Genomic DNA, 26,909 nt, shown 5'->3' on the forward strand with positions numbered 1-26,909 from the left:
TAGAATAGCGGATTTATAGCGATTGTACATTACAATCGCTATAAGTCCGTTTTTCAATTTTAGGCAACGGGTCCTCCAATGGCTGGCGGAGTTAATCGGGCGCTTTTGTTTATAATCTTGCAAAAATGTCACTTTAATAAAATATAAACCAATATGTCTTCCCATTACCTATTGATAAGATACAGTTAGAAATCAATTAGGGGGGAATAAAAAATGAAAAAAGCCATTGCAATATTAGGAATCTTTCTGTTAGGTTTTGGGATTTTCCTAGTGTATGAATATGTTTCAGAGCCAAAAATAGTAGAGGGCGTCATGGCAAAAACGATTGATGAAAAGGGGAAACCTGCTGATATAACAAATACGTTTACATCAGGTGAAAAAATATATTTTGCCGCGAAGAGAAATCGATTCTGGACTAATAAGGCAGAAGTTGTTTGGTATAAAGGTAAAATTAAAACAGCGAACCGATTTGTAGTGGAGGAAGAAGTAACTGTAAACGATGCGAAATATTTCATTGCCGAGCTATCTGTTCCGGAAGGTCTTGAAGAGGGGCATTACGGTGTCACGATATATGTAAAAGGGAAAAAAATTATGGAAACACAGGCCGAATTTGATGTGAAAAAATAGATCTATCTTGGAGGAAACGTATGCAACCGATATTAAGCGTAGAAAAAATCGAAAAATACTACGGAAACAAAGGCAATATTACAAAAGCGATCGATAATATTAGCTTTACCGTAAATGAAGGCGAGTTTTTAGGAATCATGGGACCTTCAGGGAGCGGAAAGACAACGCTTCTGAATTGTATTTCGACAATTGATCAGGTGACAACTGGCAAAATTATAATCAATAATCAGGATATTACAACATTAAAGAAGAAAGGGCTCGAAGCATTCCGATGTGACGAGTTAGGTTTTATCTTTCAGGATTTTAATCTGCTGGATACGCTGACAGCTTATGAAAACATTGCTTTGGCTTTGACGATTCAAAAAAGAGAGGCAATGGAAATCGATCAACTTATTAAAGATGTTGCGGAAAAGCTTGATATTACGGGCATCCTTAGTAAATTTCCATTTCAACTGTCAGGTGGGCAAAAACAAAGGGTCGCATGTGCCAGAGCGATTGTAACGGAGCCTTCCCTCATCTTAGCCGATGAACCAACAGGTGCACTCGATTCAAAATCATCACGATTATTGCTGGATTCTTTTGAAAAACTGAATAAAGAATACCAGTCAACAATTTTGATGGTTACCCACGACTCGTTTACTGCAAGTTATGCCAATAGAATATTGTTTATAAAAGATGGTCGGATCTTTAATGAGCTCGTGCGCGGAAATGATACGAGAAAGGAATTCTTCAATAAAATCATTGAAGTGGTGACTTTACTTGGAGGCGATGTCGGCAATGTTCTCTAAAATCGCATTCAATAATGTTAAAAGAAGCTTTAAAGATTATTCAATCTATTTTCTAACATTGACTTTAGGTGTTTGTATTTTTTACAGTTTCAACTCTCTTGACTCGCAACAAGCAATTCAGGAAATGAACAAAAATAGTGTGTTTCGTGAATCATTAGAATTGCTCATGTCTGGAACATCAGTATTTGTATCAGTTGTTCTTGGAGGTTTGATAGTATATGCCAATAATTTTTTGATCAAAAAAAGGAAAAGAGAGCTTGGCTTATACATGACATTAGGTATGTCAAAAGGGAAAATCTCGAGAATTTTAATTGTCGAAACGCTCCTGATCGGTGTCGTCTCTTTAGTTGCGGGAATTGGACTTGGGATAATTGTATCGCAAGGCTTATCTGTGCTGACGGCAAACATCCTATCTATGGATATTGAGAAATATACGTTTGTTTTTTCACTTGGCGCCATGATCAAATCAATTGTTTACTTTGGTATCATCTATTTACTCGTCATGATTTTCAACCAGTATACGATTTCCAAATACAAATTGATCGATATGTTAAATGCCTCTAAACGTAACGAAGAAGTAAAGCTGAAAAATTCTGTCGTATCCGTGCTAACATTTATTCTATCTTTGGCTTTTTTAGTATTTGCCTATAGTAGAATCCTGAAGACCGGTTTAAACGCTGCAAGTATGGAATTGATCATCACAGTTTTGGCTGGGGTGTTTGGAACACTTTTATTCTTTTTCAGCCTTTCGAGCTTCTTTATCCATATTGTGCAAAAGAATAAGAGATACTATTTGAAAGATATAAATATTTTTGTCCTAAGACAAATAAACAATAAGGTCAACACGAACTTCCTTTCCATGACAATTATCTGTCTCATGCTTTTCTTAACAATCTCCCTCATCTTTACTGCTTTTGATTTAAAAGGAACAATCGATAAAAACTCGGCTAAAACGTTTCCTTTTGATGCTTCGGCATTTCTTGTAGCTGATCAGGATGAAGGGGAATCTGAAGTGAATAATATCAAAGCATATTTGAATGATATTGACTTTACATTTGAACCGAATGAAAAACATGCCTTTTTTAATGAATACCTTTTGGATTTATCAATCGAGGATTTATTATCCAAGTATTTAAGTGAACAGGAACAGATTGCTATACAGGAAAATTACTTGTATGGTCCGGTATCTGCTATAAAAATATCGGATTATAATGCAATTCTTGATCTGAAGGGGCAAGAGCATTTTGATTTAAAGGATGATGAGGTTCTTGTTGTATCAAGCTATGGCGAGATCATTCAAGCTTTGCCAGAGTATATGAAAAATGAAGAAAATATTATAATTGAAAATAAAGCCTATACACTAAAGAATGATGTGGCTATTGATGAAAATATAAGAATTAACAAGGGCAGTAAGTTCTTTTATCTTATCATTCCTGATAATTTTAAGGGCAACCTTCAATTAGAATTCTCAAGTTTTAACGTAGTATATGAAGAGCGCTCCTTTGAAAAATCAGAAGAGAAATTTTCAAATCTATTTTATGAGCTTGAAGAAAATAAATATAGAAACATTCATCCCGGTTTAGTTATCGGAAGTACAATCGATCAAATAAAAGAGCGGGAAAATGGTTCTGCGGCATTATTTATATTCCTTGGTTTATTTTTAGGGCTCGTCTTTATTGTATCGAGCGCGGCTGTTATGGCATTGCAGCAGTTATCTGATGCAAGTGACAGTTTGGGACGCTATATAGCACTGAAGAAAATCGGTGTTACGGATAAAATGATAAACGGGGCGATATTAAAACAATGCCTCATCTATTTTTTACTCCCGCTTGGTCTGGCTGTCATTCATTCCATTATCGGTATTAAGGCGGTCAGCGGAATGTTCCATTTCAACTATGAAAGTATACTAGTCAGCTCAGTAATCCTTGTCATCATTTATGGCGGGTATTTCTATGCAACTTATATCGGTGTGAAGAACATTGTTAAAGGCAGTAATTAGGGAACGTGAATGGCTATAACTAAAAAAGAACGAATTTCCGAACAGGGAATTCGTTCTTTTCAAATTGTTCTCTACCGATTATGAATTAATATCGTGAATCACTTTTTCCAGAAATTCACCCATTCGTTTTACAGTTGACTCTGAAAAGTCAAAATCAACGCCGGTTTCTTTATAAATCGCTGCAATGGATTGATTGTAATCTGCACTTGCACCTTTTTTATAAAATTCGACAGCTTGCTTTGGATTCTGTTGATAATTTTCAAGTAATTGCAGTGCACCAAGCATCGACATCGAGTATTCAATATCATAGAAAGGATATTGAATAAAATGAAGTGTCCCGATCCAGCTCATGCCAATTTCTTCTTCAAACCCGGCAGTATCAACGGGGTTCAAGCCGTATCGTTTTAAAATCTCATAGTACTTTTCGTCACGTTCCTTAGCGGTATGCTGGGGATTTGTATACATCCAGTGCTGGAAAAGGTCGCCTGACAATGGGCCGAATAACATCGTAAATGCCCGTCTTAGTTCTTCACGTTGCGCACTTTTGAATTCCTCTTCTTCCGGATAAAACAGATTAAACTTATCCAATAACAATAATTCCATTCCGTGTGAATACAATTCAGCTACTTCCGCTCGCCACTGGAATTCTTCGATAGGGCCTCGTTCCGAAGCTTGAAGATAACCATTTACCGCGTGACCCATTTCATGAATGAGTGCAATAAGCGAGAAAAAGGATGGACTAAAGTTTGCAAAAACGAACGTATCTCCCGAAACTGGTAAAGGGACACAGAAACCACCAGGACTTTTACCTTTACGGTCCCCAAGATCAAGCAATCCATTTGCTCTCATGTACTCCAAACGGTCTGAAAAATACGGATCTGTTTTTCCCAACATTTCAGCAACGCCATCCACAAGCACGGATGTTTCGGTATATGGAGGATTTTTCAGCAGTTTAGCGGTGTTATCCCATGGGCGATATGAGTCGACACCAAGTTTGGACTTAAAAACATTTGCAAGTCGATTCCAGGCAGGAATGATATGCTTTTCAACATTTTCATGGAAGTCATAACAATCTTCAATACTATACTCACGGTTTTTTGCAACAAACATATAATCACGATAATTATTAAAACCCGCATTGACTGCAATCTGGTGACGCAGCTGAACGAGCTCATCCATGAGTGCATCCGTTTCGGGTTTAATTTGACGGTAGGCAGCTCTAATTAAATGATAGGCTTTTTCCCGAACACTTCTGTCTAAATTATCAAGCTGTGATTCGATAAACGGGAAAGGCTTTTCTTCTCCATCCCATTCAACTGTAAGTCCGCCCATGATTTCACTGTACTTTGTGCTTAGTTCTTGTTCCTTTACAAACAGTGGAATATTTTCTTCTCTAAACAGTTTTACTTTTGACTCTCTAAAATTGCGCATCAAACCGTAACGCTTATCATCTAATTCTTTGAAATAAGGAGATTCGCAGCATTTTTTATTTAGCTTTGCCTCGTATTTCATCATCAAAGGCTGAATGACTTGCTGATCGTGAAGGTATGTTGATTTAATATCCGGATCCTCTGTATTTCGGTAGAAGTCGACAAGGTGGCCTGTCAATGCTTCTTCAATTTCAAAGCGTAATGCCTTTTCTTCCTCAATCCAATTCTCCAGGTCAATTATGGAATCAATCGAAACATCGAGTAAATGTTGAAACCGTGCTTCAATTTGTTCGACTTTTTTTAAATCAATTAATTCTTTGTAGTAGTTAATACTTTTCGCTTGTGACATAAATAATTCTCCCTCTACCTTCAGATTATTTAGGCTAATGAATTAATTATATTATAGATTACTAGTCATTCATTCTTTTTTTGAAAAATAAATTACTAAATGTTAATAATGTATCGAGAACAGTTTGTAAATGAAGAAATAAAAGGAAAACATGTTCTTTTAAATTCGTATTGTTCCTCAATTTGTTTAGCGTGATAAGGAGAGAGAAAGCTCTTTACTGGCTATTGCTCCCAGGCTGATTTACAATTTTGAAAAGAAGGACCAAACTGCGCGTTTTGTGTAGTATAATCTTCATTACTATGTATTTTAAAGAGAAAAGGAGTTTTGGCATGAAAATCGAGGACTGGTTAAATAAAGAAACATCAACTATTGCAAATAAGTTAATCGACTATAATAAAAAACATATTGAAGTTGAAAAATCGATTGGATTCACGGGCCGTGATCAAATCCATCATATTTTGGATAGTTTTTATGAGATTTTCTTCCCGACAATCTATAATCAAGGTGTTGTCGATGAAACACGTACATTAATGAAATTAAATAATAATCTTCGTCAATCAGCATTGGATTTGCGTGATATTATCGAAAAAGTATTAGTCTACCAAAACTTTGATAATTGTGATGGCCAATGCCGAGAAAAAGCGGATCATGTTGTAATGAAGTTAATGGACCGTTTCCCGGAAATCCGTGAAACGATTCAAACAGATATTCAAGCTGCTTATAACGGAGATCCGGCTGCTACATCAACTGAAGAAATCATGTTAAGCTACCCGTCGATTCGTGCTGTATTTATCCATCGTATCGCACATGAACTTTATAAAATGGATGTAACAATCGTTCCGCGTATCATGTCTGAATATGCACACCAGTTAACAGGAATCGATATTCATCCAGGTGCAAAGATCGGCCATTCATTTTTCATTGACCATGGTACAGGTGTCGTAGTAGGAGAAACGTGCACAATCGGCAACAATGTTAAAATCTATCAAGGTGTAACGTTAGGCGCGTTAAGTTTCCCGCTCGATGAAAACGGAAACCCGATAAAAGGTGTAAAACGTCATCCGAATATTGAGGACAATGTTGTCATCTATGCCGGTGCTACAATTTTAGGCGGGAAAACTACAATTGGCCATGACACAGTGCTTGGCAGTAATATTTGGCTGACATATTCGGTGCCGCCATATTCACGTGTTTATAATTCTCAGCCATCACCGAATATCAGCAACAGTAAAGAAGTTGTAATCGAGTACGAAATTTAAAGTGAATAGGGCGAGGTGAAGTGATCAAAACTTCATCTCGCTTTTTTTATGGTGAAGTGGGGGAGGGTTTTTTTACGGAAGGTTATAAATTACGGTATAAACAGGACAAAAAAATAATTTTTAATTTGTTGTTGACCTTTATTAATACACATGATATATTTATCTCAAGTTCGAGATATCTAGTTTCGAAATTTTATTTTGAGTATATATCTTGAAATCGAGATAAATTGGAGGAGAATATAAAATGACAACATTTACAGTAGATCAAACACACTCAACAATCGGTTTTGAAGTAAAACACATGATGGTATCAAAAGTTAAAGGTCAATTCAATCAATATTCAGCAAACGTGGAAGCGGCAGACTTAACGGATTTAACTACTGCATCAATCAACTTTGAACTGGAAGTAGCAAGCATTAATACGAACAATGAAGATCGCGATAACCACTTGAAATCAGCGGACTTCTTCAGCACTGATGAATTTGGGAAAATCACGTTTACAGCAACAAACATTGAAAAAGATGGCGATGACTATAAAGTGACGGGTGACTTGACAATTAAAGATGTAACAAAACCGGTTACATTTGAAGTTGAATACGGTGGTAAAGGTACGAATCCATGGGGCGTAGAAGTATACGGTTTTGAAGCTGAAACTAAAATCAACCGTGAAGATTTCGGTTTAACATGGAATGCAGCTTTAGAAACAGGCGGCGTACTAGTAGGAAAAGATATCAAAATCAAAGTAGAGTTAGAATTAAACCCTGCTGCTTAATATTGAAAGAACTGCAAGGATAAATTGTCAGTAATAAGGCAATAATGATTTACGTTACTGATACGAATGCATAAAAGTACCAAATTAAGACTTGAGGCAAATACTTCAATTATTTGTATTCATGCCTATATCCATCTATAAAAGCCTCAAGTATTAGTTGATATCTTGAATTCAAGATAATTGAAGGAGTGTAAGAAATGGGATTCATCAGTAAACTATTTGGAACTAAGAAAGCGGAGGAAAACAAAGTGGAAAAACTAAACATCGGTATCATTTTAGGATCAACTCGTGAAGGTCGTGTAAGCCCTCAAGTCGGTGCATGGGTGAAAGAAATCGCAGATAAACGCGGCGATGCGAACTACACAATTATTGATATTGCGGATTTCAAATTGCCATTATTAGGAGAGCCGGGCGGGGATGCATCAGGTGCTGCAGGCTGGTCTGAAGCAATTGCAAAACAAGATGGTTTTGTATTCATTGTTCAAGAATATAACCATTCGATTACGGGCGCACTTAAAAATGCTTTAGACTACTTGCGTGAAGAGTGGAACAATAAAGCTGCAGGTATCGTATCTTACGGTTCTGTTGGTGGCGCACGTGCTACTGAGCATTTACGCGGTATTTTAGGTGAATTACTTGTTGCGGATGTACGTGTACACCCAGCATTATCATTATTCACTGATTTCGAAAATGGTACTACTTTCAAACCGAAAGATGTACAGGCTGATTCAGTAAACCAAATGCTGGACCAAGTAATTCCATGGTCAAAAGCATTAAAAACAATTCGTTAATCGATAATCAACAATCTGGCACATGTGACTGCATGTGCCAGATTTATTACATAAAAGTTGGACAGAGTGTTTTATCAAATGGAACGCTGTGTTCAGTTTTTACGAATGGAGGAAATGAATATGAAAAAACGTACATCGGGTATTCATCACATTACAGCAATCGTCGGTCATCCTCAGGAAAATGTCGATTTCTATGCGGGCGTTCTTGGATTACGTCTTGTAAAGAAAACAGTCAATTTTGATGACCCAGGAACATATCATTTATATTTCGGGAATGAAGGCGGAGAGCCGGGAACAATTATTACTTTCTTCCCTTGGCCTGCAGCATATAAAGGCAGCATCGGCGACGGTCAGGTTGGCGTGACGACATATGTTGTACCAGTGGGAGCATTGGGTTTCTGGAAAGATCGCTTAACAAAATTCAATATATTATATAATGAAGTAAGTAGATTTGGAGAGAGCTATTTACGTTTTGATGATCCACATGGTCTGCATCTCGAAATTGTCGAACGTGATGGAGGTTCTCCAAATGGCTGGACGTTTGGAGGAATACCTGCTGATGTCGCAATTAAAGGATTTGGCGGGGCAATTTTATATTCATCACAGCCGGAAGAAACAATCCGTACATTAGTTGACGTGATGGGACTTGAAGAGATTGGCCGCGAAGGAGATTTTGTGCGACTAAAAGCAACAGCATCTATCGGCAATATCGTGGACGTCAAAATGACAGTCGGTAATCGCGGAACGATGGGGGTAGGAACGGTACATCATATTGCATGGCGTGCTAATGATGATCAAGACCATAAAGAATGGCAGCAATACGCGATGGATAAAGGTCAGCATGTAACGGACATTAAAGACCGTAATTACTTCAATGCCATCTATTTCCGTGAGACAGGAGAAATTTTATTTGAAATTGCGACAGATCCACCAGGATTTGCACATGATGAAACGCCTGAAACAATGGGCGAGCAGCTAAAGTTGCCGGTACAATATGAAGACTACCGTGAACGATTGGAAAACTCACTGTTTCCGATTAAGGTTAGAGCGCTAGAGTAATAGTATCACAATGAAGAGGGGTTGCTCATATTTTGAGTAGCCCCATTTTAAATTAAAGCAATTTTGACATATACAGTTCATTAACATAATGACCGTCGATTAATAAAGAATTTCTTTTCACTCCTTCAACTTCAAACCCCATTTTCTTATAAAGGTGTACAGCTTGTTCATTATGCTCGATGACCGTTAACTCCAGGCGGTGGAGCTGTGACTCTTTGGCCCATTGAATCACATAGTCGAACAAAGCAGTACCAATTCCTTTACCACGACTTTTACTATGTACCCCGACAGCAATTTGTGCCCTATGAGAAGTACGGGATAACGTTTCCGCTTTTAATAAGAGATAACCTAATATTTCATCGTCATGCTCTGCGATAAAGAAGCCAGATGTAGGGGATTGGTTTATGGATTGAATTAACTTGCTCAAAGAAGCTGGTGCCAAGTTTCGTTCATCAGGTGCATAGAGCATATATCCCGACTGTTCCGCATCTTTCATCACTGCGAGTATTTGTGAAGCATCACTTTCATTCGCTTTTTTAATTGTCATTTTTTCGTCGACTGTATCCATCAAAGTCACCTCATTCTTATTCTAATAAAATTATATCATTTCCAGAATATTTAAATTAAACTAAAATTTATTAAGAAATAAAAAAGTAAAGGGGACTGGAAATGAAACTATTAAAAAACGGTTTTGTAGTAAATATGGAAACAGGGGATTTTACGAGACAGGATGTGTATATTGAAAATAATAAAATAGTAAAAGTAGCACCTAATCTTCAATTGGATCATGTTGAAGTAATGGATTGTACGGATAAATGGCTAATTCCGGGATTGATTGATATGCATGTCCATATCAAAAAGCACTTTGCCAACTACTTTACAGCAGCGGGTATTACAACGGTTCGCAATACTGCGGGGAGCATTATTGAACTAAAACCATTTATTGATGCGAATGGAAGCGAAATGGAACCGCGTGTTATTTCAGCAGATCGTATGATTGATGGTCCGCCGGGCTTGTGGGGAGATGATACGGCCTATAATATCAATGTCGATAATGCAGATCTTGCAAGACAGGAAGTAGCGCGGCAAATAGAACTGGGTACACATTTTATTAAAGTTTACGGCTGGCTTGATCCTGAATATATGAAAGTAGTAGTAGAAGAAGCGCGCAAACATAATCTAGAAGTAAGCAGTGATATTATCTATTCCAAAAAAGTGGATGCACTTCTTGCAGCGGATATAGGGATTGATTGGCTGGAACATTGCTCCGGTATTATTCAAGCGATGTACCCGCAGTGGACAATGGATGCACCGAAAGAAATCTGGGATACAATTCCGTGGGATCAGCCTGATGAGGAGTTGATAACAAACATATGTAAACAATTGTTGAAAAAAGATATAAAGCTTTGTCCGACAATCGTATTATACGATCAGATGCGATTAGCAGACCAATATTGGACAATTAATCATGAAATTGTTGATCATATGGAGAACAGTGACTACTTATTTAAACACTGGCCACAAGCTGCACATGCAAAACAAGGCCAGGCTACGTTAGGTATTCAAACGAAAACCATTCAAAAAATCGCTTATACCTATTATAAAATGGGTGGGACTGTCGTGACAGGCACAGATACGCCCGCAGGAATCTATACATATCCGGGCTTTGCATTGCACCGTGAGCTTCAGCTTTTTGTTGATGCCGGATTTACACCAGTAGAGGCACTTCAGCAAGCTACCATTAATGCAGCGAAAGCTTTGAAAATAGCGGACTTAGGCGATATAAAAGAAGGTTTTATAGCGGACTTATTAGTATTGAATGAAAATCCCCTTATCCATATAGAAAATACAATGAAAATTGATCAGATAGTCAAGGATGGGGAAATGTATACAATCCCTGAGCTGCTTGGAAATATCCCGACCGAGCAAGAAATGAATGATTATATAAGTGAATTGATTAAAACGTTCGAACAGCAAGGATTATATGCAGGAAATTAATAGCAATCAGGTTTAATCAATAAGGTAAGAGGGGAACTTCTATTATCGAATATGTTGTGTTGTATTTGGAGAGATTAAATGTAAGTTATTACACGTAAAGGGGCTCTGAATGTACATGAAAAATAACAACGAGATAGAAGTTTCGCGCCGGAACATGTGGTCAGGCATCTTGTTTGGCGTCGGTCTGATTGCTTTTATTGACGAAACTGTTTTCCATCAGCTGTTAAGGTGGCATCATTTCTACGACAAATCGACAACGGATATCGGGTTAATTTCCGATGGTATTTTTCATGCTTTTAGCTGGTTTGCTACAATAGCAGGATTGTTTTTATTTGCGGATCTGCGTCGGAGAAATGGCCTGATCTTTCAACGCTGGCTTGGTGGCGTATTATTAGGAATTGGTGTATTTCAATTGTATGACGGCATCATTCAACATAAATGGATGCGAATTCACCAAATCCGGTACGTTGACAATGTCATTGTATACGATATTGTATGGAATGTCGGTGCACTAATCATTTTACTCATCGGAATTTTTCTATTATTCCGCACATCAAAAAACAGTACTCTAAAAGAGAAGAATGCAAATGAATAGCCTATACTTACTGCACAACCATGGACAGAGTGCTATGAACCATTCAGTATCTGGAATAAATCCTCAATTATTGCTCGGGTTTTTCTTCATATTTTTGCTGGTAGCCTATATAACAGCTGTCATCATAACAAATCAGCGATATAAAAAATGGCCCATTTTCCGTACCGTTTGTTGGACAATCGGTATGGTTGTTGCACTTGTAGCAGTTGTCGGTCCGTTGGCAAACAGTGCACATTCCAACTTTACAGCACATATGGTGAGCCACTTACTATTAAGTATGGTTGCACCAATTTTTATGGCAGTTGCCAAACCGGTGACTTTGACGCTCAGAACTGCAAACACAACGTTCGCACGCAAGCTGACTTCCATTTTAAAAAGTCGCTTGCTACAATTCGTTTCGCATCCGATTACTGCCGCAATTTTAAATGTAGGAGGACTTTGGTTATTATACACAACGAATTTGTTTGTTTTAATGCATGAAAATGCGCTATTTGCTTTGTTTGTACATTTGCATTTTTTCATCGCAGGGTATGTGTTTACAATTTCCATTATTTATTTCGATCCGGTCTACCATCAATATTCTTACCGATTCCGTGCGGCAGTTTTAATCATCGCAATCGCCGGGCACGATATATTGTCGAAGTATATGTACGCCAATCCACCAGCGGGAATTTCGCAGCAAGAGGCGGAAATGGGAAGCATGGTCATGTATTATGCAGGGGATTGGATTGAAGTAGCGCTCATTATTATTTTCTGCTGGCAATGGTATAAATTCACGAAGCCACGCAAAAACAATACAGTAGATTTTGATAGGGACCAGGCAACTTTGTATGGGAAATAAGATAAGTTAAGCCCGACCAAATTTAAGTAACAGTTATAAACTCTTCCGTAAAAAAAGCGTCGCAAATTTGCGACGTTTTTTTATATGAAATATGTCATCCTTCCTTTTTGTGCGTATTTGAAGGTGGCTGTTTTTTGGGTCGGATGTAGAGACCTAATTTCTTACGCTCAGCCATTAAAGATTTATAGAGCGAAAGTATCATAAGTAAAATAATAAATGAGAATGGGAAGGCGACAATAATCGCGGCATTCTGCAGTGCGGTCAGACCGCCGGAGAATAATAAACTTGCCGCAATTGCAGCCTGTAGAATCCCCCAAATCAATTTTATTTTAAATGATGGATTCATCGAGCCGAATGTTGTTTGCATCCCCAATACAAATGTAGCAGAATCGGCTGAAGTGATGAAGAATACAGCGACAAGTAAGAGCGCGATAATCGATAAAATAAAGCCGAGTGGCATCTGATCAAATACACCGAATAAAAGCTGTTCTGTCGGTAAATCAACAAGCGCTTCATCTTTTGTCAAATATGTCTCAATCGCTGTCGTACCAAACGTCGCAAACCAGAAAATACTTACAAGTGTCGGTGCTAAAATCACACCCATTAAAAATTCACGGATTGTACGGCCTTTTGATATACGGGCAATGAATATGCCGACAAATGGAGACCAGGACATCCACCATGCCCAGTAGAAAATCGTCCATCCGTTAATCCACTCACGGCTGCCCGCATCCCCGGGTTCCATACGTAAACTCATTTGTACGAAATTTTGTAAATAATTCCCGAGACCTGACGTAAAGTCATTCATGATGGCAACAGTAGGTCCCATAAATACAGTTAAAACTAATAAGGCAGCTGCTAAATAGAGATTCCAATTACTTAAAATCTGAATTCCTTTATCAAGACCCGTTGATGCAGAAATGATAAATAATACCGTAACAATCACAATGATGATTAATTGAACAGTAAAGTTAATAGGAAGGTCAAATAAATAGGAAAGACCGCCATTTATTTGCTGTGCACCTAATCCGAGTGTTGTTGCAACACCGATGACGGTAGCGAAGACAGCGATAATATCAATTGTATATCCGATAGGACCCTTAGTTTTTTCACCAAAAAGAGGAAAAAGAGTGGAACTTATTAAACCGGGTGCTCCTTTACGGAAATTAGAATAGGCGAGTGCTAAAGCGACTACACCATAGATGGCCCAAGCGGAAATTCCCCAATGGAAGAATGTGTAACGAAATGAATCTTTCAATGCTTGCTGGGAACCTTCTGGAGCCTGTGGAGAACTAATGGCGAAATGTGACAACGGTTCCGCTGCTCCCCAGAATACTAACCCAATCCCCATACCCGCACTAAATAGCATCGCAAACCACGATGCATTGCTGTAGTCCGGCCGGTCAGTCGGCTTACCAAGACGAATTGCTCCAACAGGACTCAATATGAGGAAAACACAAAATGCAATAATAATTGCGACAACTAATAAATAATACCAGCCAAAATTATAAGTAAGTAAATTTTGTATGTTCTTGGTGACATTTTCTAAAGTTTGTGGAGCGAGTACACCAACTAGTACTGCCAGCATTACTAATGCAAATGAGCTCCAAAAAACAATGCCTACTTTTTTCATTTAATAACCTCCGTTCAGTGACATATAAATGTATTACCCAGTTTGAAAAAAATAAACATTTTTGATTATTCTTTTGTTGAGAAATTAGGTGTGACTAGTTCGAATGGGATAGTAATATCTAATCTCGCTATAAAGTTTTTAACTTAAGATAGCACCGCTTGTTTTTTATATTACCCAAATTTCCCGAATTTAACTAAAGTGAATAACTCTTTTATAAACTTCCTATACTGTGACAAAAGGGGGGAGTCGTCTTGACACAAACTATTGATATAAAGCAGGAAATTAAACGACTTAATAAGCAATTCCTCCATTCTTCAGACTTTATTGCAAAAGAAATTCAACTTGGACGAGAAGAAAATGTCATTTTATGCTACTATTCATCGCTTGTGAATAAAACCGATGTAGAACAGAACCTTGTAAATCTGAAAAAGTTGAGTGAATCCTCATCACAGAATAACCAAAATTCAAAGCAGAACTCTAATCAATCTGTTATAAATGAACCAGAAAAAAATAGTGAAAATAATCAGGATTCTAGTACGCAAAATCAACAGTTAGCTAATGAGGAAACTATCACAATTACTACAGAAAAATATGATGAGCAAAAACTTGTTGATTATGTATGTAATGGTGAGACTTTAATTATTCTATTACAGTCTAAACAGATGATTCGATTACAAAATGCGGAATTTGCACATAAATCACCTGAAGAACCTGAAAATGAACAAGTGTTGAGAGGTTCGCATGAAGGTTTGGTTGAAAATTTGGATGTAAATATTCAACTGATCCGAAAACGGATTAAGAACAATAAACTCGTTGTTAAAACAATTCAACTTGGAAATGAAACAAGAACAACGGTTTATTACTTTTATGTAGAAAATGTGGTGGACAGTGAGGCACTTAAAATCGTAGAGAATCGCTTGAATGCAATCGATATTGATATGTTATACAGCACGGGTCAGTTAGAGGAATATTTAGATGACCAAGTATGGTCCCCGTTTCCACAACTTTTGCTTACAGAACGTCCAGACCGTGTAGTAGCAAATATTTTGGAAGGTAAAATAGCGGTAATGAGTGATTTGTCGAATAACGCAATCATTGGGCCGGTTACATTTTTTTCGTTCTATCAAACTCCGGATGATTTCAACTCCCGTGTAATCGTCGGCACATTTTACCGGTTGACACGATTGTTCGGTTTCGTATCCGCTATTTTTTTGCCAGCTTTTTATATTGCGATTGTAAGTTTTCATTTTGAAGTGCTCCCGCTAGAACTTGCAAATAAGGTGAAATCGGATATAAACCAGATTCCATACAGACCACTTATTGAAGCGATGATCATGGAAATAACGATTGAATTGATTCGTGAAGCCAGTGTCCGCCTGCCGAAGTCAATTGGACAGACAATTGGTATTGTTGGAGGTCTTGTAATTGGTGATGCCATTGTAAGTGCGGGGCTCGTATCAAATTTAATGGTAATTGTTGTAGCGTTTACAGCGATATCGAGCTTTGTAGTACCTTCAATTGAACTTAATACGACGATACGGACGCTTCGTTTCCCGTTCATGTTCTTAGCATCGCTATTTGGATTTTTCGGAATTGTAATTGGCACATTTTTATTAGTTATTCATTTATTAAATTTGAGTTCATTAAAACGTCCTTATTTTTCACCGATTATCCCATTTGATCCAGTAGCAATGCGAAAGGTTTTCTTCCGTGGTCCATATTATGGAGCGAACAGACAGGCTCGAAGCTTTAAATCGAAAAGGAATGATCGAGAATGACAATCCAGTTAACAAAGGTGCAATTATTTCTATTAATGTTTGTAATGCAAACTGGATTTGTCTATACATCATTTCAAAATATGGTTATTGAACATAGCAAACGTGATGCTACGATTCAGTTTCTTGTTGTGGCGGTCATTTTTTTCCTGCAGTTATTGTTTTTTGAACGTATGCACAAATACTTTTTCTTGAATAAGTTTACAAAAGCATTGTACCTCATTTACTGGACAAGCTATATTGTTGTGTTTGTCGTCTACATTACGTATGTTTTAACGACTTGGGTTTTTCCAAACACACCAGAAAGTGTTCTGATTGCAATATTTTTATCCGTTTGCCTGTATGCAAGTATTAGCAGGCCAGAAACAGCAATCAATATTGGTGTCGTTTTAATTCCGATGTTATTACTTTTTTTATTTTTTATGTTTTTAACTGTGCCCAGTTTGCATGTGACAAATTTGCTGCCTTTTTTTTATGATCGATCTAACACATGGTGGATGGGATTTGTTTTTAGTACGTATGCATTTGGCGGGGCAGAGATGTATATTGTTCTGCGCAAATATTTATCTAAAAGTGTAAAAGTTTCAAAAAAAATGCTGACGGTTTATTTTACAGCATTAACAAGTTTTTACTTACTATCAATTACATTTACATTGATGTTTTTTTCTTTAGATGAAATAAAACTTATTCCAGAACCAATTTTGTATATATTACATTCGGCGGAAGTAACATTCATAAAAAGGCTCGATCTATTTTTTGTATATATTTGGCTTTCGTGGTGTTTAGTTACAATCGTCAATTATGTGCTTGTGATAAGAGTTGTTTATTTTGAAAACAAAATTAAATATCCGAAAATAAAACTGCTTATATTTTTTATCGTTGTTGGCGGTATAGCGGATTTCCTTATACGATTTTCAGTGCTGGAATTTTTCAAACATAATTTAGTATATGGAAATATTGCTTTTACTTTTTTATTGCCCATTCTCATCATACTTTTCAACAAGGTAAGGGGGCGGACTGTATCCGATTCGGCAAAATCTTCTTAATCGTTATACCTCTTGTTCTACTGGCAGGCTGTTGGGATGAGAGGCTTTATAAAAATTCCTCTGTTGTATCTTTAACAGGTTTTGAAGGGGAGATAGGGAAATTAACTGCCTATTATGCCTATCCGGAAGCTACAACTACCGAAATGAAAACCGTTATTATTACAGGTGAGGGTGTTTCACCACGTGACGTTCGTCAGGATGCAGAACTGAAAGTCGAACAAACATTGGATTTATCTGTTTTAGCAACGATTTTAATTTCTGAAAAGACTGCAGAACATGATATTTATAAATTTTGGGATGGTTATTTTCGTGATGCGCATAGTCCGGTAACTTCTAAATTAGCCATTGTACAAGGAGATTTGAAGCCATTTTTTGAAGTAAGTGAAGATAAGCAAAGTACGGCAGGGGATTTTTATGATCGCTTTATTACAAGCTTGGAAGATAATTCAATGGTAATCCCTTACACATTGCAGACAGCATCTTCTGTCATTTTTGAAAATGCTCAAGACCTGGCATTGCCTTATTTTAAAATGGGAGAAGAGAAAAATCCTAAGGCAGAAGGAATCGCACTCTTTTCCGGGCGCTCTTTCACTGGAAAAACATTGTCAATAGATGAAGCGGTTTTATTAAATATATTAAATAATTCCCTTGGATTTGCTACAAGGATTTCCTACTTATATGAAGACAGTCCATTAACAGTAAGACTTAATAAATTAAAACGTAAATTTGAAATTTCAGAAAATAAAATTGATATTCCTCTAAAACTGGAGTTTATTCTTTCTGAATTTCCAGACGATAACTTAGATGATACAAACACGAGATTAGAGCTTGAAAAATTTTTGGAAGATGAAATCGAAAAGGATATGAAGGAAGTAATCAAAAAATTACAGGAGGCAAAGTGCGATGCAATCGGAATTGGACGACAGGTAAGAGCATTTCATCCGAAATGGTTTAATGAAGATTGGGGTGAACATTTTTCAACGTTGGATATTTCCCCAAAAGTAGATGTAGAAATAGTTAAAACGGGTATATTGGAATAACTGTACAGTATTTCAATAATTTTATTGTGAAGGGGTGTCCATTTTGGATAAAAAAATGAATTACGGTGATGACTATAAATTTATACCTGCTACATCTGTTCATAGTGGTGTAAGTGAAGAGGTATTGTCCGATTTATACGTTCATACAATTCAAATTGCAAATATTGTTTTCTATAGCAGTCCGGATCAAAACGGGTTTGTATTAATTGATGCCGGGATGCCGAAGAGCGCCAAAGAAATAATAGATGTGGCGGAAAAAAGATATGGTAAAACAACAAAACCGGATGCCATTATTTTGACACACGGTCATTTTGATCATGTCGGAGCTATCATTGAACTTGTTGACTATTGGCAGGTACCGGTTTTCGCGCATAAGCTGGAACTGCCTTATTTAACAGGCTTAAAAGATTATCCAGAGCCTGATCCAAGTGTTGACAACGGGTTAGTTGCCAAAATGTCGCCGATGTTTCCGAATGAAGCAATCGACTTAGGAGAATCTGTCCAGGAGCTTCCACCTGATGAAACTGTACCTTTCATGGAAGGATTTAAGTGGATTCATACACCGGGTCATTCACCTGGCCATGTTTCGTTATTTAGAGAGCAAGATAGAGCACTTATTGCAGGGGATGCATTTGTTACAGTCAAACAGGAATCTTTATATAAAGTATTTACTCAGGAAAAAGAAGTGAACGGACCACCGAAGTATTTGACGCCGGACTGGACCGCCGCGTTTGATTCGGTAAAAAAGCTCGCGGCCTTAAATCCTTCTGTAGCGATTACAGGACATGGGGTGCCAATGAGCGGAGTTGAGCTAAGCGAGGGACTGCGTAAACTCGTCGATAATTTTGATCGAATCGCATTGCCAAAAAATAAGAAATAGGAAAATAAAAAAATCATCCGTTTACTCAGCCAAGAAGTAAACGGATGATTTTTGAATTGTCGAGGGTCGGTTTAAATACAGCTATTAATTATTTAAATCATATAATCCAGGGCTATGCTCATTAGGCATATCCGGCATTAATGGTACAGGGAAACCTTCCGGGGGCGGTGTCACTTGATATTGTCCGCCATTTCGGCTTGGGGATTGTCCATGTAAAATTTCACCGATTCTAGTCGGATCCAGGCGGAAGTTAAATTGACAGTTGTGGTAACCCATATCAATGAATTTCTGGCACTCAGGGTATTTGTTAATATCATAGTTCGGTACGGGGAATAGTTTGCCCCAATTCACACCTAATGTTTCAAGTGCTTTGGCAAAAGCATTTTGATGGGCGTTATCGCGAACGATTAAAAATGCGAGTGTTTCCCGGAACGTTTGGTTTGAACTCATCTCATAAATACGAGTCTTTTGCAGAACACCTGTAGATTCCAATACGAGGTTATTCAGTAAATCGGCAATGAGGTTACCATGTGAGTAGACCCAGGAACCGTTCCATGGATTGCCTGCTGCATCAACAGGCAATGATGCTTGTGCGCCCATAATAAAATGGTGGGGATTTGCATGGCGGACCGCTTCATCCAATGGCGATTGGTCCATTCCGTTATTACCGGGAGCAGAAGACTCTCCAGAACCGTTCAAAAGCTGATTAATTGTATTTTGAACAAGCTCGACATGGGCAATTTCTTCTAAGAAAATTCCGCGCAGCAAATCTCTAAATTGAGTTTCTTTCCCCCGGAAATTCGAGCTTTGGAAGAAAAATTGCATCATTGTTCGCATTTCTCCGTAATGCCCGCCTAAAATTTCCTGTAAAACGCGTGCAGCTGCCGGATCTGGCTTGTCCGGTTTAATAATATTGATCAGTTCTTCTTTGTAATAGTACATATTTTCCCTCATTCCTTTTGGTATTTCATAAAGAATGTATTTTTCACATCCTTTTGAAAGTATTATGTTCAATTCAAAGGAAGACATGCCAATTTTGTAATTATTAAATTGAGAAGGTACTAACTTTTAAGATTTAAATATTAAGATTATATTTTATAGGACTACTTTTCGGAAAACAGGGTAGAAAAGTATCAGAGATGGTTCAGTATAACTAATCTTGTGTAACTTGCTATTTTTGGTATGAGGAGGATGTAAATTGGAGAACAACAATAAGAAAGTCGAACAATTAAAACAGTTTACAACAAAGGATGAAGGACAGCCGCTAACAACGAATCATGGATTAAAGTTAACGAATGACGAACATTCATTAACGATAGGTGAACGTGGTCCAACCATAATGGAGGACTTTCATTTTCGTGAAAAAATGACCCATTTTGACCATGAGCGAATTCCGGAACGAGTTGTACATGCACGAGGTTCGGGGGCTCATGGGGTATTTGAAAGTTATGGTGATGCATCAGATATAACGATGGCGCATTTTTTAGGAGAGAAAGGTCGACAAACACCTGTCTTTGTTCGATTTTCAACAGTAGCAGGCTCACGAGGTTCAGCAGAAACAGTTCGTGATGTACGAGGATTTGCGACGAAGTTTTATACTGAAGAAGGGAATTACGATTTAGTAGGGAACAATATCCCGATTTTCTTCATTCAGGATGCAATTAAATTCCCGGATTTAATCCATGCCGTTAAACCGGAGCCCCACAATGAAATTCCTCAAGCGCAAAGTGCCCATGATACATTTTGGGATTTTGTCGTAAGCAATGAAGAGACGGCTCATATGACAATGTGGAAAATGTCTGATCGAGCGATTCCAAGAAGTTTCCGTACGATGGAAGGATTTGGGGTCAATACATTCCGTTTTGTAAACGCCAAAGGAGAAGCCCACTTCGTAAAATTCCATTGGAAACCTGTATTCGGTGCGCATTCTTTAGTATGGGATGAAGCTCAAAAAATTGCTGGTAAAGATCCCGACTTTAACCGCCGTGACCTTTACGATAATATTGAAGCCGGAAATTATCCAGAGTATGAACTTGCTGTGCAGTTAATTGCACAAGAAGATGAGTTCAAATTTGATTTCGATATTTTAGATCCGACAAAAATTTGGCCGGAAGAGTTGATTCCGCTTCGTAAACTCGGAAAAATGACATTGAATCGAAATACGGATAACTTCTTTGCAGAAACGGAACAGATCGCATTCCATGTAGGACATGTTGTACCTGGAATTGATTTTTCAAACGATCCTTTATTGCAAGGCCGTTTATTTTCATACACAGATACGCAACTAATTCGATTAGGCGGGCCAAACTTCCATGAACTGCCGATCAATCGCCCTGTTTGCCCATTCCATAATAACCAGCGTGATGGCTATGGTCGAATGACGATCAATAAAGGTCGTGTTGCATACGGGAAAAACAGTTTGCAAAACAATACCCCTCATGTAGTAACACAAAAAGAAGGCGGCTATGCACATTACCAGGAAAAAATCGAAGGACGAAAAGTACGTGCCCGAAGCTTATCATTTGAAGATCATTACAGCCAAGCGCGTCAATTCTGGTTAAGCCAAACTGATGTGGAAAAACAGCATATTATTAATGCTTTCAGTTTTGAACTGGGGAAAGTAGAAACAATCGAAATTCGCAAAGCAGCAGTCGATATGTTTGCTCGTGTCGACCGTGCAATGGCTGAGCAAATTGCACAAAATATCGGTGTTACGCCACCAGATGAATCGATCCAGCAAGTTGCCGATCAACAGCCTTCAGATGCCGTGAGTATCCTAAAAAATCAGGTACCATTCTTAAAATCAAAAAAAGTCGGTATTATTGTTAATACCCACAGTAATTTGGAAGAACTGGTAACGCCATTAGAAAATGAAGGAGTTACAGTTGAATTGATCAGCGAGAAGCAAGGAAGAATCGGTGAGCGTGAAATCGACCATACGCTGGAAACGGCAGATCCTGTACTTTATGATGGTTTGATTGTTGCCGCAACTTTCGATAGTGTTGTACCGAAACGTAAAGTACAACGATTTGCTGATGAAATTTTCAACCATTATAAAGCATTAGGGTATGCTTCAGCTGAACTTTTAGATAAAGACTATGCGCATGCACCTGGTGTCGCAGCAGGTATTACAGAATTTGTAGAAGCATTGAAAAAAGGTCGCCACTTTGATCGAACAGATGCAACGGGTTGATTTTTCAGAATCTGAGAAGGCATTTTATTAGAAAAGTCCGGGCACATATTAGAAAAATTGGGCAGGATATTCGAATATTCTCGTGCTTTATTTGAATAATTGAAGCACTTATTAGAATAAAGAGGCGTTTTATTAGAACATCACACTTTTACTAGAAGATTTTTGAGCATATTAGACAATGGAGCAACTTATTAGAAAATCAGCCTCATTGCAATGGAATCCTTATCACAATACAGAAAAAACATTTTTCTCATTTGAGAAAAATGTTTTTTTATGGAAATAAGTTTTAATCAATATCTCTATTTTCCTATACACTTTCTGAAAAATGAATATTTGGAATAATAAAATATCGTAATAATAGTATGATATAATATACAAATTGTAGTTAATTTAATAAAGGAAGGGGGACAACTAGGGAGAAATCGAAAAAAGGCTATAATAATCGAAAAATTCGATATGGGGAATATAGCTTTAGTAATTATTTTAAGAAAATACATAGTGATCGAAGGATTAAAAGAGGAGTTAGACGTGTGAAAAATATATTGAAAATTGCAAGCGCTTTTATTGGCGTGATTGTAGGGGCAGGGTTCGCATCAGGACAAGAAATACTGCAGTACTTTACAAGCTTTGGAATACTCGGGATATTCGGAGCTATTTTATCAACGGCCCTGTTTTCAGGCATTGGTATGCTGTTAGTATGGCTTGGCAGTTATACAAAAACGACATCACATAAAGACGCTATATACCGAATTAGTGGCCGATATATAGGAACTGTCATCGATTTCATTCTTATTTTTACATTGTTTGGTGTAGGTGTCGTAATGCTGGCTGGAGCCGGTTCGAACTTAAATCAGCAGTTCGACTTACCAGTCTTTGTGGGTACGACCCTTATGACAATACTCGTTTTATTAACAGGATTTTTGAAAGTAAATCGCGTTGTTGCCATTATAGGAAGCATTACGCCGGTTCTCATTATTTTTGTCGTATTTATTGCAATTTATAGTTTTATAACGATGAATGGCACTTTTACATCGTTAAACGATGTAGCACAAGCAACTCCAACTACACTGCCAAACTGGTTTATTTCCAGTATTAATTACGTCTCATTTAATGTCGCAGTTGGAGCTTCAATGTCAATAGTGATGGGCGGAGCAGAAAAAAATCCAAAAACAGCAGCAATAGGCGGATTGGTTGGAGGACTAATTTTAGGGGTTCTCATTCTATTAATTCATTTAGCCATTTTCTCGAAAATTGAAGAAGTTGGTGCATTGGACATGCCAATGCTAGGAATTGTTAGTAACTTATCGCCAATATTAGGTATTATCATGTCAATAGTTATTTTCTGTATGATTTATAATACAGCGGTTGGAATGTTCTTTTCTTTCTCAGCACGTTTCGCGGAATCCGAGACACAGAAATTTAAAACATTCTTTACAATTACAATGATTGTTGGTTATTTGGCAAGTTTCGTAGGCTTTACCGGCCTCGTTAGTTATTTCTATCCACTAATCGGTTATCTGGGGATTATTCTTATCCTTGCTTTAGTGGCAGCACCCTTTATTATTAAGAAACAAGAAGCAAAATAATTTAGAAGCATTATAAGTAAAGCTACCATCTTCTTATTTTAGAGATGGTAGCTTTTTGCAGTTTTAAATTGCGTAATATGTCATATATAATTGACTAAGTTAATATATATGTTACACTTTGATTGTAAGTAAATTTTTTCCTATTCGTATTTTGTCAGCAACTAAACCTCGTGACATCAAAATTTTTAGGGAGGAGGCCTTTCAAATTGAAAGATGTACAAATAAGTAACTGTGTGAAATTACGAAGAACTGAATTAGGCAATTTAACACAAAGTGATTTAGCTAAGCAAGTTGGTGTCACAAGACAGACGATGAATTTAATCGAAGCACAAAAGTATAATCCTACAATTAAAGTTTGCTTGCTGATTGCAAATGCATTGGATACTTCTATTGAAAAATTGTTTTGGATGGAGGAAGAACTATGAAAAAGACATTCACCTATATCCCGGTTCTTTGCTGTATTGTTGTAATTTTATTTATTGAAAGTACATTATTGAAATGGATTTTGCTAGTAGGAATCGGTTGCTTAATGGTTTTAGCAAAGTATAGGAGAAGTAAATTGATGAACGACGAATTCGAATTTGATGATCGTGTAAATGCAAATATTACTAAATGGTCATTACGAAGCATGTTCGTTTTAAATACATTGCTCATAATGATTTTAGTTATTGGCAGCCAAGGGGTTTTGGAATGGGCGATAAATATAGAATGGATTTTGATATATTTAATCATTACGCTTTGCATTCCTTTCTATATTGTTCCAGCTGTAATAAAAAACTTTTAGGGGGATCGGGAAATGGAAATGAACTTAGTTATAATTGGCGTAATATTTTTAGTGCTTGGTTATTTAGTCGGTGTTAAAAAGTTAACTTGGCTACTAGCAGGGTATAATGAAAAGCGGGTAAAAGACAAAAATAAATTGGCCGTACTTGTCGGTGGAACATTTGCTTTACTAGGTATAGGGATTGTCATAAGCGGATTTGCAGGTGTACAACAAGCAGAAACGGTTATGTTTGTGGCAATAGGTATCATTTTGCTTGAGTTGGTTTATGTTAACGCAAAAATGGTGGAATAAAATTAATACCCGGCTCCCTTTATGTATAGGGAAGCCGGGAATTTTTATTTTTTACGGATATGATAATCAATATGTAAAAACTTTATACCGAACAGTGTCATCTGATGCGTTGCTGTAAGAATGCCTTGCTGTTCCCTAATCACAAAATTCTCATGTAACGGAAGTTTGAATAGATAAGATCTGAACGTTAAATACGTACCAGCATCGCCTTGTCCGTCACTTGTTAAGTACAGTGCGCGGTCTTTTACGGAAAGCTGCAGTATTCCATGCATCGACGAGAAGGGCAAAGGCAATGCAATATTCATATAAGTATTGGCTGCATCACGATGCTGCGAATAAATCGCATTAAAAACGGGTTCCCCATTGATCGACCGTTGCCAGACACGCGGTTTTTCCCGACCATCTTGTTGGGAATCAACTTGCCAGATTTCACCGTCCATCACAATCATTTTTGAGGAATAGGGTAAATTCAGCTGTCCCATTTTCCTGCTAATGAATTGATATATATAAGCAAAAGGTTTAAACCATGCTGCCCATTGAACCGACGCTTTTAATTCAAATCGCTTAGTATGTTCATAAAACTCATGAACCAATTCAGAAATTTCCTCTTTATTAATATAGGATGACATATCATCGACAAGTCCAGGTGCCGGTTTGTTTGTTGGAGAAAATCTTCCGCGAATTTTGCTTATCGGGAATGTATAGTCGTGATGCTTTGTCGGTGGCAGCAATAGACTCCAGGCGATTACTACCGATATACCAAAACCTAAACAATTTAATAGCCCATGAAAATCCAGCATATCCGGAATATCAACAAGATTCGTACCTGTAAAATTGCTATACGCATATAAAAACGACCAAATAATTGTAAAGCATAATGTCAAAAATGCAAGGCGAATGAAGATGCGTTGAACACGAGGTAATGGCCACTTCATTACGAAAAAGCTAATGCTGAAAATGGCAATGACATACAAACTTACTGAAATGATTTCAACAATTCTTGAAAAAGTTATTCCGATCGCTACTAGCATTGGTCCTGCTGCGATGACGGCACAGCAAAATTTGAAATAACGGGTCATATGAAGACGTCCGATCAAACCGACTGTAATGCATAGCAGAAAGGCGGAGTAATGAAAGTGAATTGCTGTCAGCCATGTAATGATGGGACTGAAGCCTGTATCCAGTTGCAGATGGAATGCCATAAACCACAGTCCACCCATTACAATATAAATGAGACCGATATCGATCATTATTTCTGCTGTATTGACAAAGCCTCTTTTTAAAAACCGGTTAATACCTTGAGAGGCAATGAGAAGTGTACTTAGCAAGTAGATAAGTACACAAAGCAGGATGGAGAAATTGTTCTGTGTAAAGTAAAGCATTGTCACTGCAAATTGACCGCCAGCTATAATAAGTCTTTGCCAATTTTTCAGGGAAACCAACAGCTCTACCATGACTGGTACAAAGATAAGTTGGGCCAGCGTCAAATAATAATACATCGATGTTGGTTCGTTAAATAACAGAAGCGTGGCCATACATACCAGACCGATGATTGTTAAAGGTCTACTGAGCACATGGCGTAAATTGACCAGCATACATCATCATCCTTCCGATGAAATCATTATAAATGGAAACATGAATCGTATATACATCGAGCACATCATCGTAGCCTTCTGTTACAACAACGCGGCCCGTCAGTTTCTTTGGCAAACCCACTTCTTTACGCCCGAAGACGGCACGCTGTTCTGCAGAGCGGATCATTAATGAACCGTCCTTTGTAACATCCATTTTTAAGTCAGAGTAGAACAGTGAAGGATCCCCTAAATAATCTTTAACAATTTGTCTTTCCAAATCGACTGTCATCGTTGCATTGAACTTTCTTGTCGCCAGTGGAAAATAGAAGGTGCGCTCCCAATACACTTCAGCGTCCTTTTCGTTGTTCATTCGTGCGGTATTCGTTATTGTAAAAGGAATTTCCTCGCCGGACTCTGGAAAGAGGAAGTCTGTTTTAGTAAAGAATGTATACATTGGTCGTAATAAACGTGGTCCGGAATGAATAACTTGCATTGTTCCTTGTGCATGAAAAGGCTGACCTAATGGTAGGCGGTACCTTTCCTGCAGTTTTGGATGCAGTCTGTTAAAGTCTTCTGCCAGCAATGTTTCGTAAATCATA

The 26,909-nt window shown here is 37.6% G+C and carries 25 protein-coding genes; 19 read left to right on the forward strand and 6 right to left on the reverse strand.

Annotation, left to right across the window (positions count from 1 at the left end; all coding sequences use genetic code 11):
- Positions 1–213: 213 nt before the first annotated feature.
- From MKY27_RS06850 to MKY27_RS06860, 3 genes are read left to right on the forward strand one after another with little or no spacing between them, the layout of a single operon-like run.
- Positions 214–627, forward strand: a complete 414-nt coding sequence (locus MKY27_RS06850) for a hypothetical protein (RefSeq protein WP_339198877.1) — start codon at positions 214–216, stop codon at positions 625–627.
- 20 nt (positions 628–647) lie between these two features.
- Positions 648–1,415 (forward strand): ABC transporter ATP-binding protein, encoded by a 768-nt coding sequence (locus MKY27_RS06855; protein ID WP_339198879.1) that lies wholly within the window; start codon positions 648–650, stop codon positions 1,413–1,415.
- The gene (locus MKY27_RS06860) at positions 1,405–3,414 is read left to right on the forward strand and encodes an ABC transporter permease (RefSeq protein WP_339198882.1); all 2,010 of its coding nucleotides are present in this window, start codon (positions 1,405–1,407) and stop codon (positions 3,412–3,414) included. The genes MKY27_RS06855 and MKY27_RS06860 overlap by 11 nt, the downstream gene beginning before the upstream one ends.
- A gap of 78 nt (positions 3,415–3,492) precedes the next feature.
- Here the strand turns inward: MKY27_RS06860 and MKY27_RS06865 are convergent, their stop codons facing one another.
- Positions 3,493–5,193, reverse strand: coding sequence for a M3 family oligoendopeptidase (locus MKY27_RS06865; RefSeq protein WP_339198884.1), 1,701 nt, complete (start codon positions 5,191–5,193; stop codon positions 3,493–3,495).
- A gap of 329 nt (positions 5,194–5,522) precedes the next feature.
- On the opposite strand from MKY27_RS06865, the gene epsC reads away from it, so the two are divergent.
- From epsC to MKY27_RS06885, 4 genes are all read left to right on the forward strand, one after another.
- On the forward strand, positions 5,523–6,452 hold the full coding sequence (gene epsC / locus MKY27_RS06870; RefSeq protein WP_079526150.1) for a serine O-acetyltransferase EpsC: 930 nt from the start codon (positions 5,523–5,525) through the stop codon (positions 6,450–6,452).
- Positions 6,453–6,696: 244 nt separating this feature from the next.
- Positions 6,697–7,224, forward strand: coding sequence for a YceI family protein (locus MKY27_RS06875; protein ID WP_339198888.1), 528 nt, complete (start codon positions 6,697–6,699; stop codon positions 7,222–7,224).
- A 197-nt stretch (positions 7,225–7,421) separates the two neighbouring features.
- Complete coding sequence (locus MKY27_RS06880) at positions 7,422–8,015, forward strand: NADPH-dependent FMN reductase (protein ID WP_339176070.1); 594 nt, start codon at positions 7,422–7,424, stop codon at positions 8,013–8,015.
- A gap of 120 nt (positions 8,016–8,135) precedes the next feature.
- Positions 8,136–9,074, forward strand: a complete 939-nt coding sequence (locus tag MKY27_RS06885) for a ring-cleaving dioxygenase (RefSeq protein WP_339198891.1) — start codon at positions 8,136–8,138, stop codon at positions 9,072–9,074.
- 52 nt (positions 9,075–9,126) lie between these two features.
- Here the strand turns inward: MKY27_RS06885 and MKY27_RS06890 are convergent, their stop codons facing one another.
- Positions 9,127–9,642 carry a GNAT family N-acetyltransferase gene (locus MKY27_RS06890; protein ID WP_339198892.1) on the reverse strand — a complete coding sequence of 172 codons (516 nt, stop codon included), beginning with the start codon at positions 9,640–9,642 and terminating at the stop codon, positions 9,127–9,129.
- A 101-nt stretch (positions 9,643–9,743) separates the two neighbouring features.
- On the opposite strand from MKY27_RS06890, the gene MKY27_RS06895 reads away from it, so the two are divergent.
- From MKY27_RS06895 to MKY27_RS06905, 3 genes are all read left to right on the forward strand, one after another.
- Positions 9,744–11,072, forward strand: coding sequence for an amidohydrolase family protein (locus MKY27_RS06895; protein ID WP_339198895.1), 1,329 nt, complete (start codon positions 9,744–9,746; stop codon positions 11,070–11,072).
- A gap of 115 nt (positions 11,073–11,187) precedes the next feature.
- Entirely contained in the window at positions 11,188–11,667 is a 480-nt protein-coding gene (locus MKY27_RS06900) for a DUF2243 domain-containing protein (protein WP_339176074.1), read from the forward strand.
- Between the two features lie 34 nt (positions 11,668–11,701).
- Positions 11,702–12,508, forward strand: coding sequence for a cytochrome c oxidase assembly protein (locus tag MKY27_RS06905; RefSeq protein ID WP_339198897.1), 807 nt, complete (start codon positions 11,702–11,704; stop codon positions 12,506–12,508).
- A 94-nt stretch (positions 12,509–12,602) separates the two neighbouring features.
- On the opposite strand, the gene MKY27_RS06910 is transcribed toward MKY27_RS06905, so the two are convergent.
- Positions 12,603–14,141, reverse strand: a complete 1,539-nt coding sequence (locus tag MKY27_RS06910) for a BCCT family transporter (protein ID WP_339198899.1) — start codon at positions 14,139–14,141, stop codon at positions 12,603–12,605.
- 251 nt (positions 14,142–14,392) lie between these two features.
- On the opposite strand from MKY27_RS06910, the gene MKY27_RS06915 reads away from it, so the two are divergent.
- The 4 genes from MKY27_RS06915 to MKY27_RS06930 are packed head-to-tail and all read left to right on the forward strand — an operon-like array spanning position 14,393 to position 18,882.
- On the forward strand, positions 14,393–15,919 hold the full coding sequence (locus MKY27_RS06915; RefSeq protein ID WP_339198900.1) for a spore germination protein: 1,527 nt from the start codon (positions 14,393–14,395) through the stop codon (positions 15,917–15,919).
- Positions 15,916–16,962, forward strand: a complete 1,047-nt coding sequence (locus tag MKY27_RS06920) for a GerAB/ArcD/ProY family transporter (RefSeq protein WP_339198901.1) — start codon at positions 15,916–15,918, stop codon at positions 16,960–16,962. The genes MKY27_RS06915 and MKY27_RS06920 overlap by 4 nt, the downstream gene beginning before the upstream one ends.
- 20 nt (positions 16,963–16,982) lie before the next feature.
- Positions 16,983–18,002: a Ger(x)C family spore germination protein gene (locus tag MKY27_RS06925; RefSeq protein WP_339199654.1), complete on the forward strand. Its 1,020-nt coding sequence runs from the start codon at positions 16,983–16,985 to the stop codon at positions 18,000–18,002.
- A gap of 43 nt (positions 18,003–18,045) precedes the next feature.
- Positions 18,046–18,882 (forward strand): MBL fold metallo-hydrolase, encoded by an 837-nt coding sequence (locus MKY27_RS06930; protein ID WP_339198904.1) that lies wholly within the window; start codon positions 18,046–18,048, stop codon positions 18,880–18,882.
- Positions 18,883–18,966: 84 nt separating this feature from the next.
- Here MKY27_RS06930 and MKY27_RS06935 read toward each other — a convergent pair whose 3' ends face one another.
- Entirely contained in the window at positions 18,967–19,824 is an 858-nt protein-coding gene (locus tag MKY27_RS06935) for a manganese catalase family protein (protein ID WP_339176082.1), read from the reverse strand.
- 256 nt (positions 19,825–20,080) lie between these two features.
- Between MKY27_RS06935 and MKY27_RS06940 the strand changes: the two genes are divergently transcribed.
- The 5 genes from MKY27_RS06940 (at position 20,081) to MKY27_RS06960 (ending at position 24,736) form a co-directional block, all read left to right on the forward strand.
- Positions 20,081–22,075, forward strand: a complete 1,995-nt coding sequence (locus MKY27_RS06940) for a catalase (RefSeq protein ID WP_339198906.1) — start codon at positions 20,081–20,083, stop codon at positions 22,073–22,075.
- 530 nt (positions 22,076–22,605) lie between these two features.
- Positions 22,606–23,661, forward strand: a complete 1,056-nt coding sequence (locus tag MKY27_RS06945; protein ID WP_339198909.1) for a hypothetical protein — start codon at positions 22,606–22,608, stop codon at positions 23,659–23,661.
- A gap of 206 nt (positions 23,662–23,867) precedes the next feature.
- A complete protein-coding gene (locus MKY27_RS06950; protein ID WP_339198912.1) occupies positions 23,868–24,086 on the forward strand; it encodes a helix-turn-helix transcriptional regulator in 219 nt (72 codons plus the stop codon).
- Entirely contained in the window at positions 24,083–24,445 is a 363-nt protein-coding gene (locus MKY27_RS06955) for a hypothetical protein (RefSeq protein ID WP_339198914.1), read from the forward strand. Before MKY27_RS06950 ends, MKY27_RS06955 begins: the two co-directional genes overlap by 4 nt.
- 12 nt (positions 24,446–24,457) lie before the next feature.
- Positions 24,458–24,736, forward strand: coding sequence for a DUF3784 domain-containing protein (locus tag MKY27_RS06960; RefSeq protein WP_339176092.1), 279 nt, complete (start codon positions 24,458–24,460; stop codon positions 24,734–24,736).
- Between the two features lie 44 nt (positions 24,737–24,780).
- Here the strand turns inward: MKY27_RS06960 and MKY27_RS06965 are convergent, their stop codons facing one another.
- A complete protein-coding gene (locus tag MKY27_RS06965) occupies positions 24,781–26,331 on the reverse strand; it encodes a YndJ family protein (RefSeq protein WP_339198917.1) in 1,551 nt (516 codons plus the stop codon).
- The gene (locus MKY27_RS06970; RefSeq protein WP_339198919.1) at positions 26,300–26,908 is read right to left on the reverse strand and encodes a DUF4166 domain-containing protein; all 609 of its coding nucleotides are present in this window, start codon (positions 26,906–26,908) and stop codon (positions 26,300–26,302) included. Before MKY27_RS06970 ends, MKY27_RS06965 begins: the two co-directional genes overlap by 32 nt.
- Between the last annotated feature and the right edge of the window lies 1 nt (position 26,909).

Source organism: Solibacillus sp. FSL R5-0449, from assembly GCF_037975215.1.
Classification (GTDB): Bacteria; Bacillota; Bacilli; order Bacillales_A; family Planococcaceae; genus Solibacillus.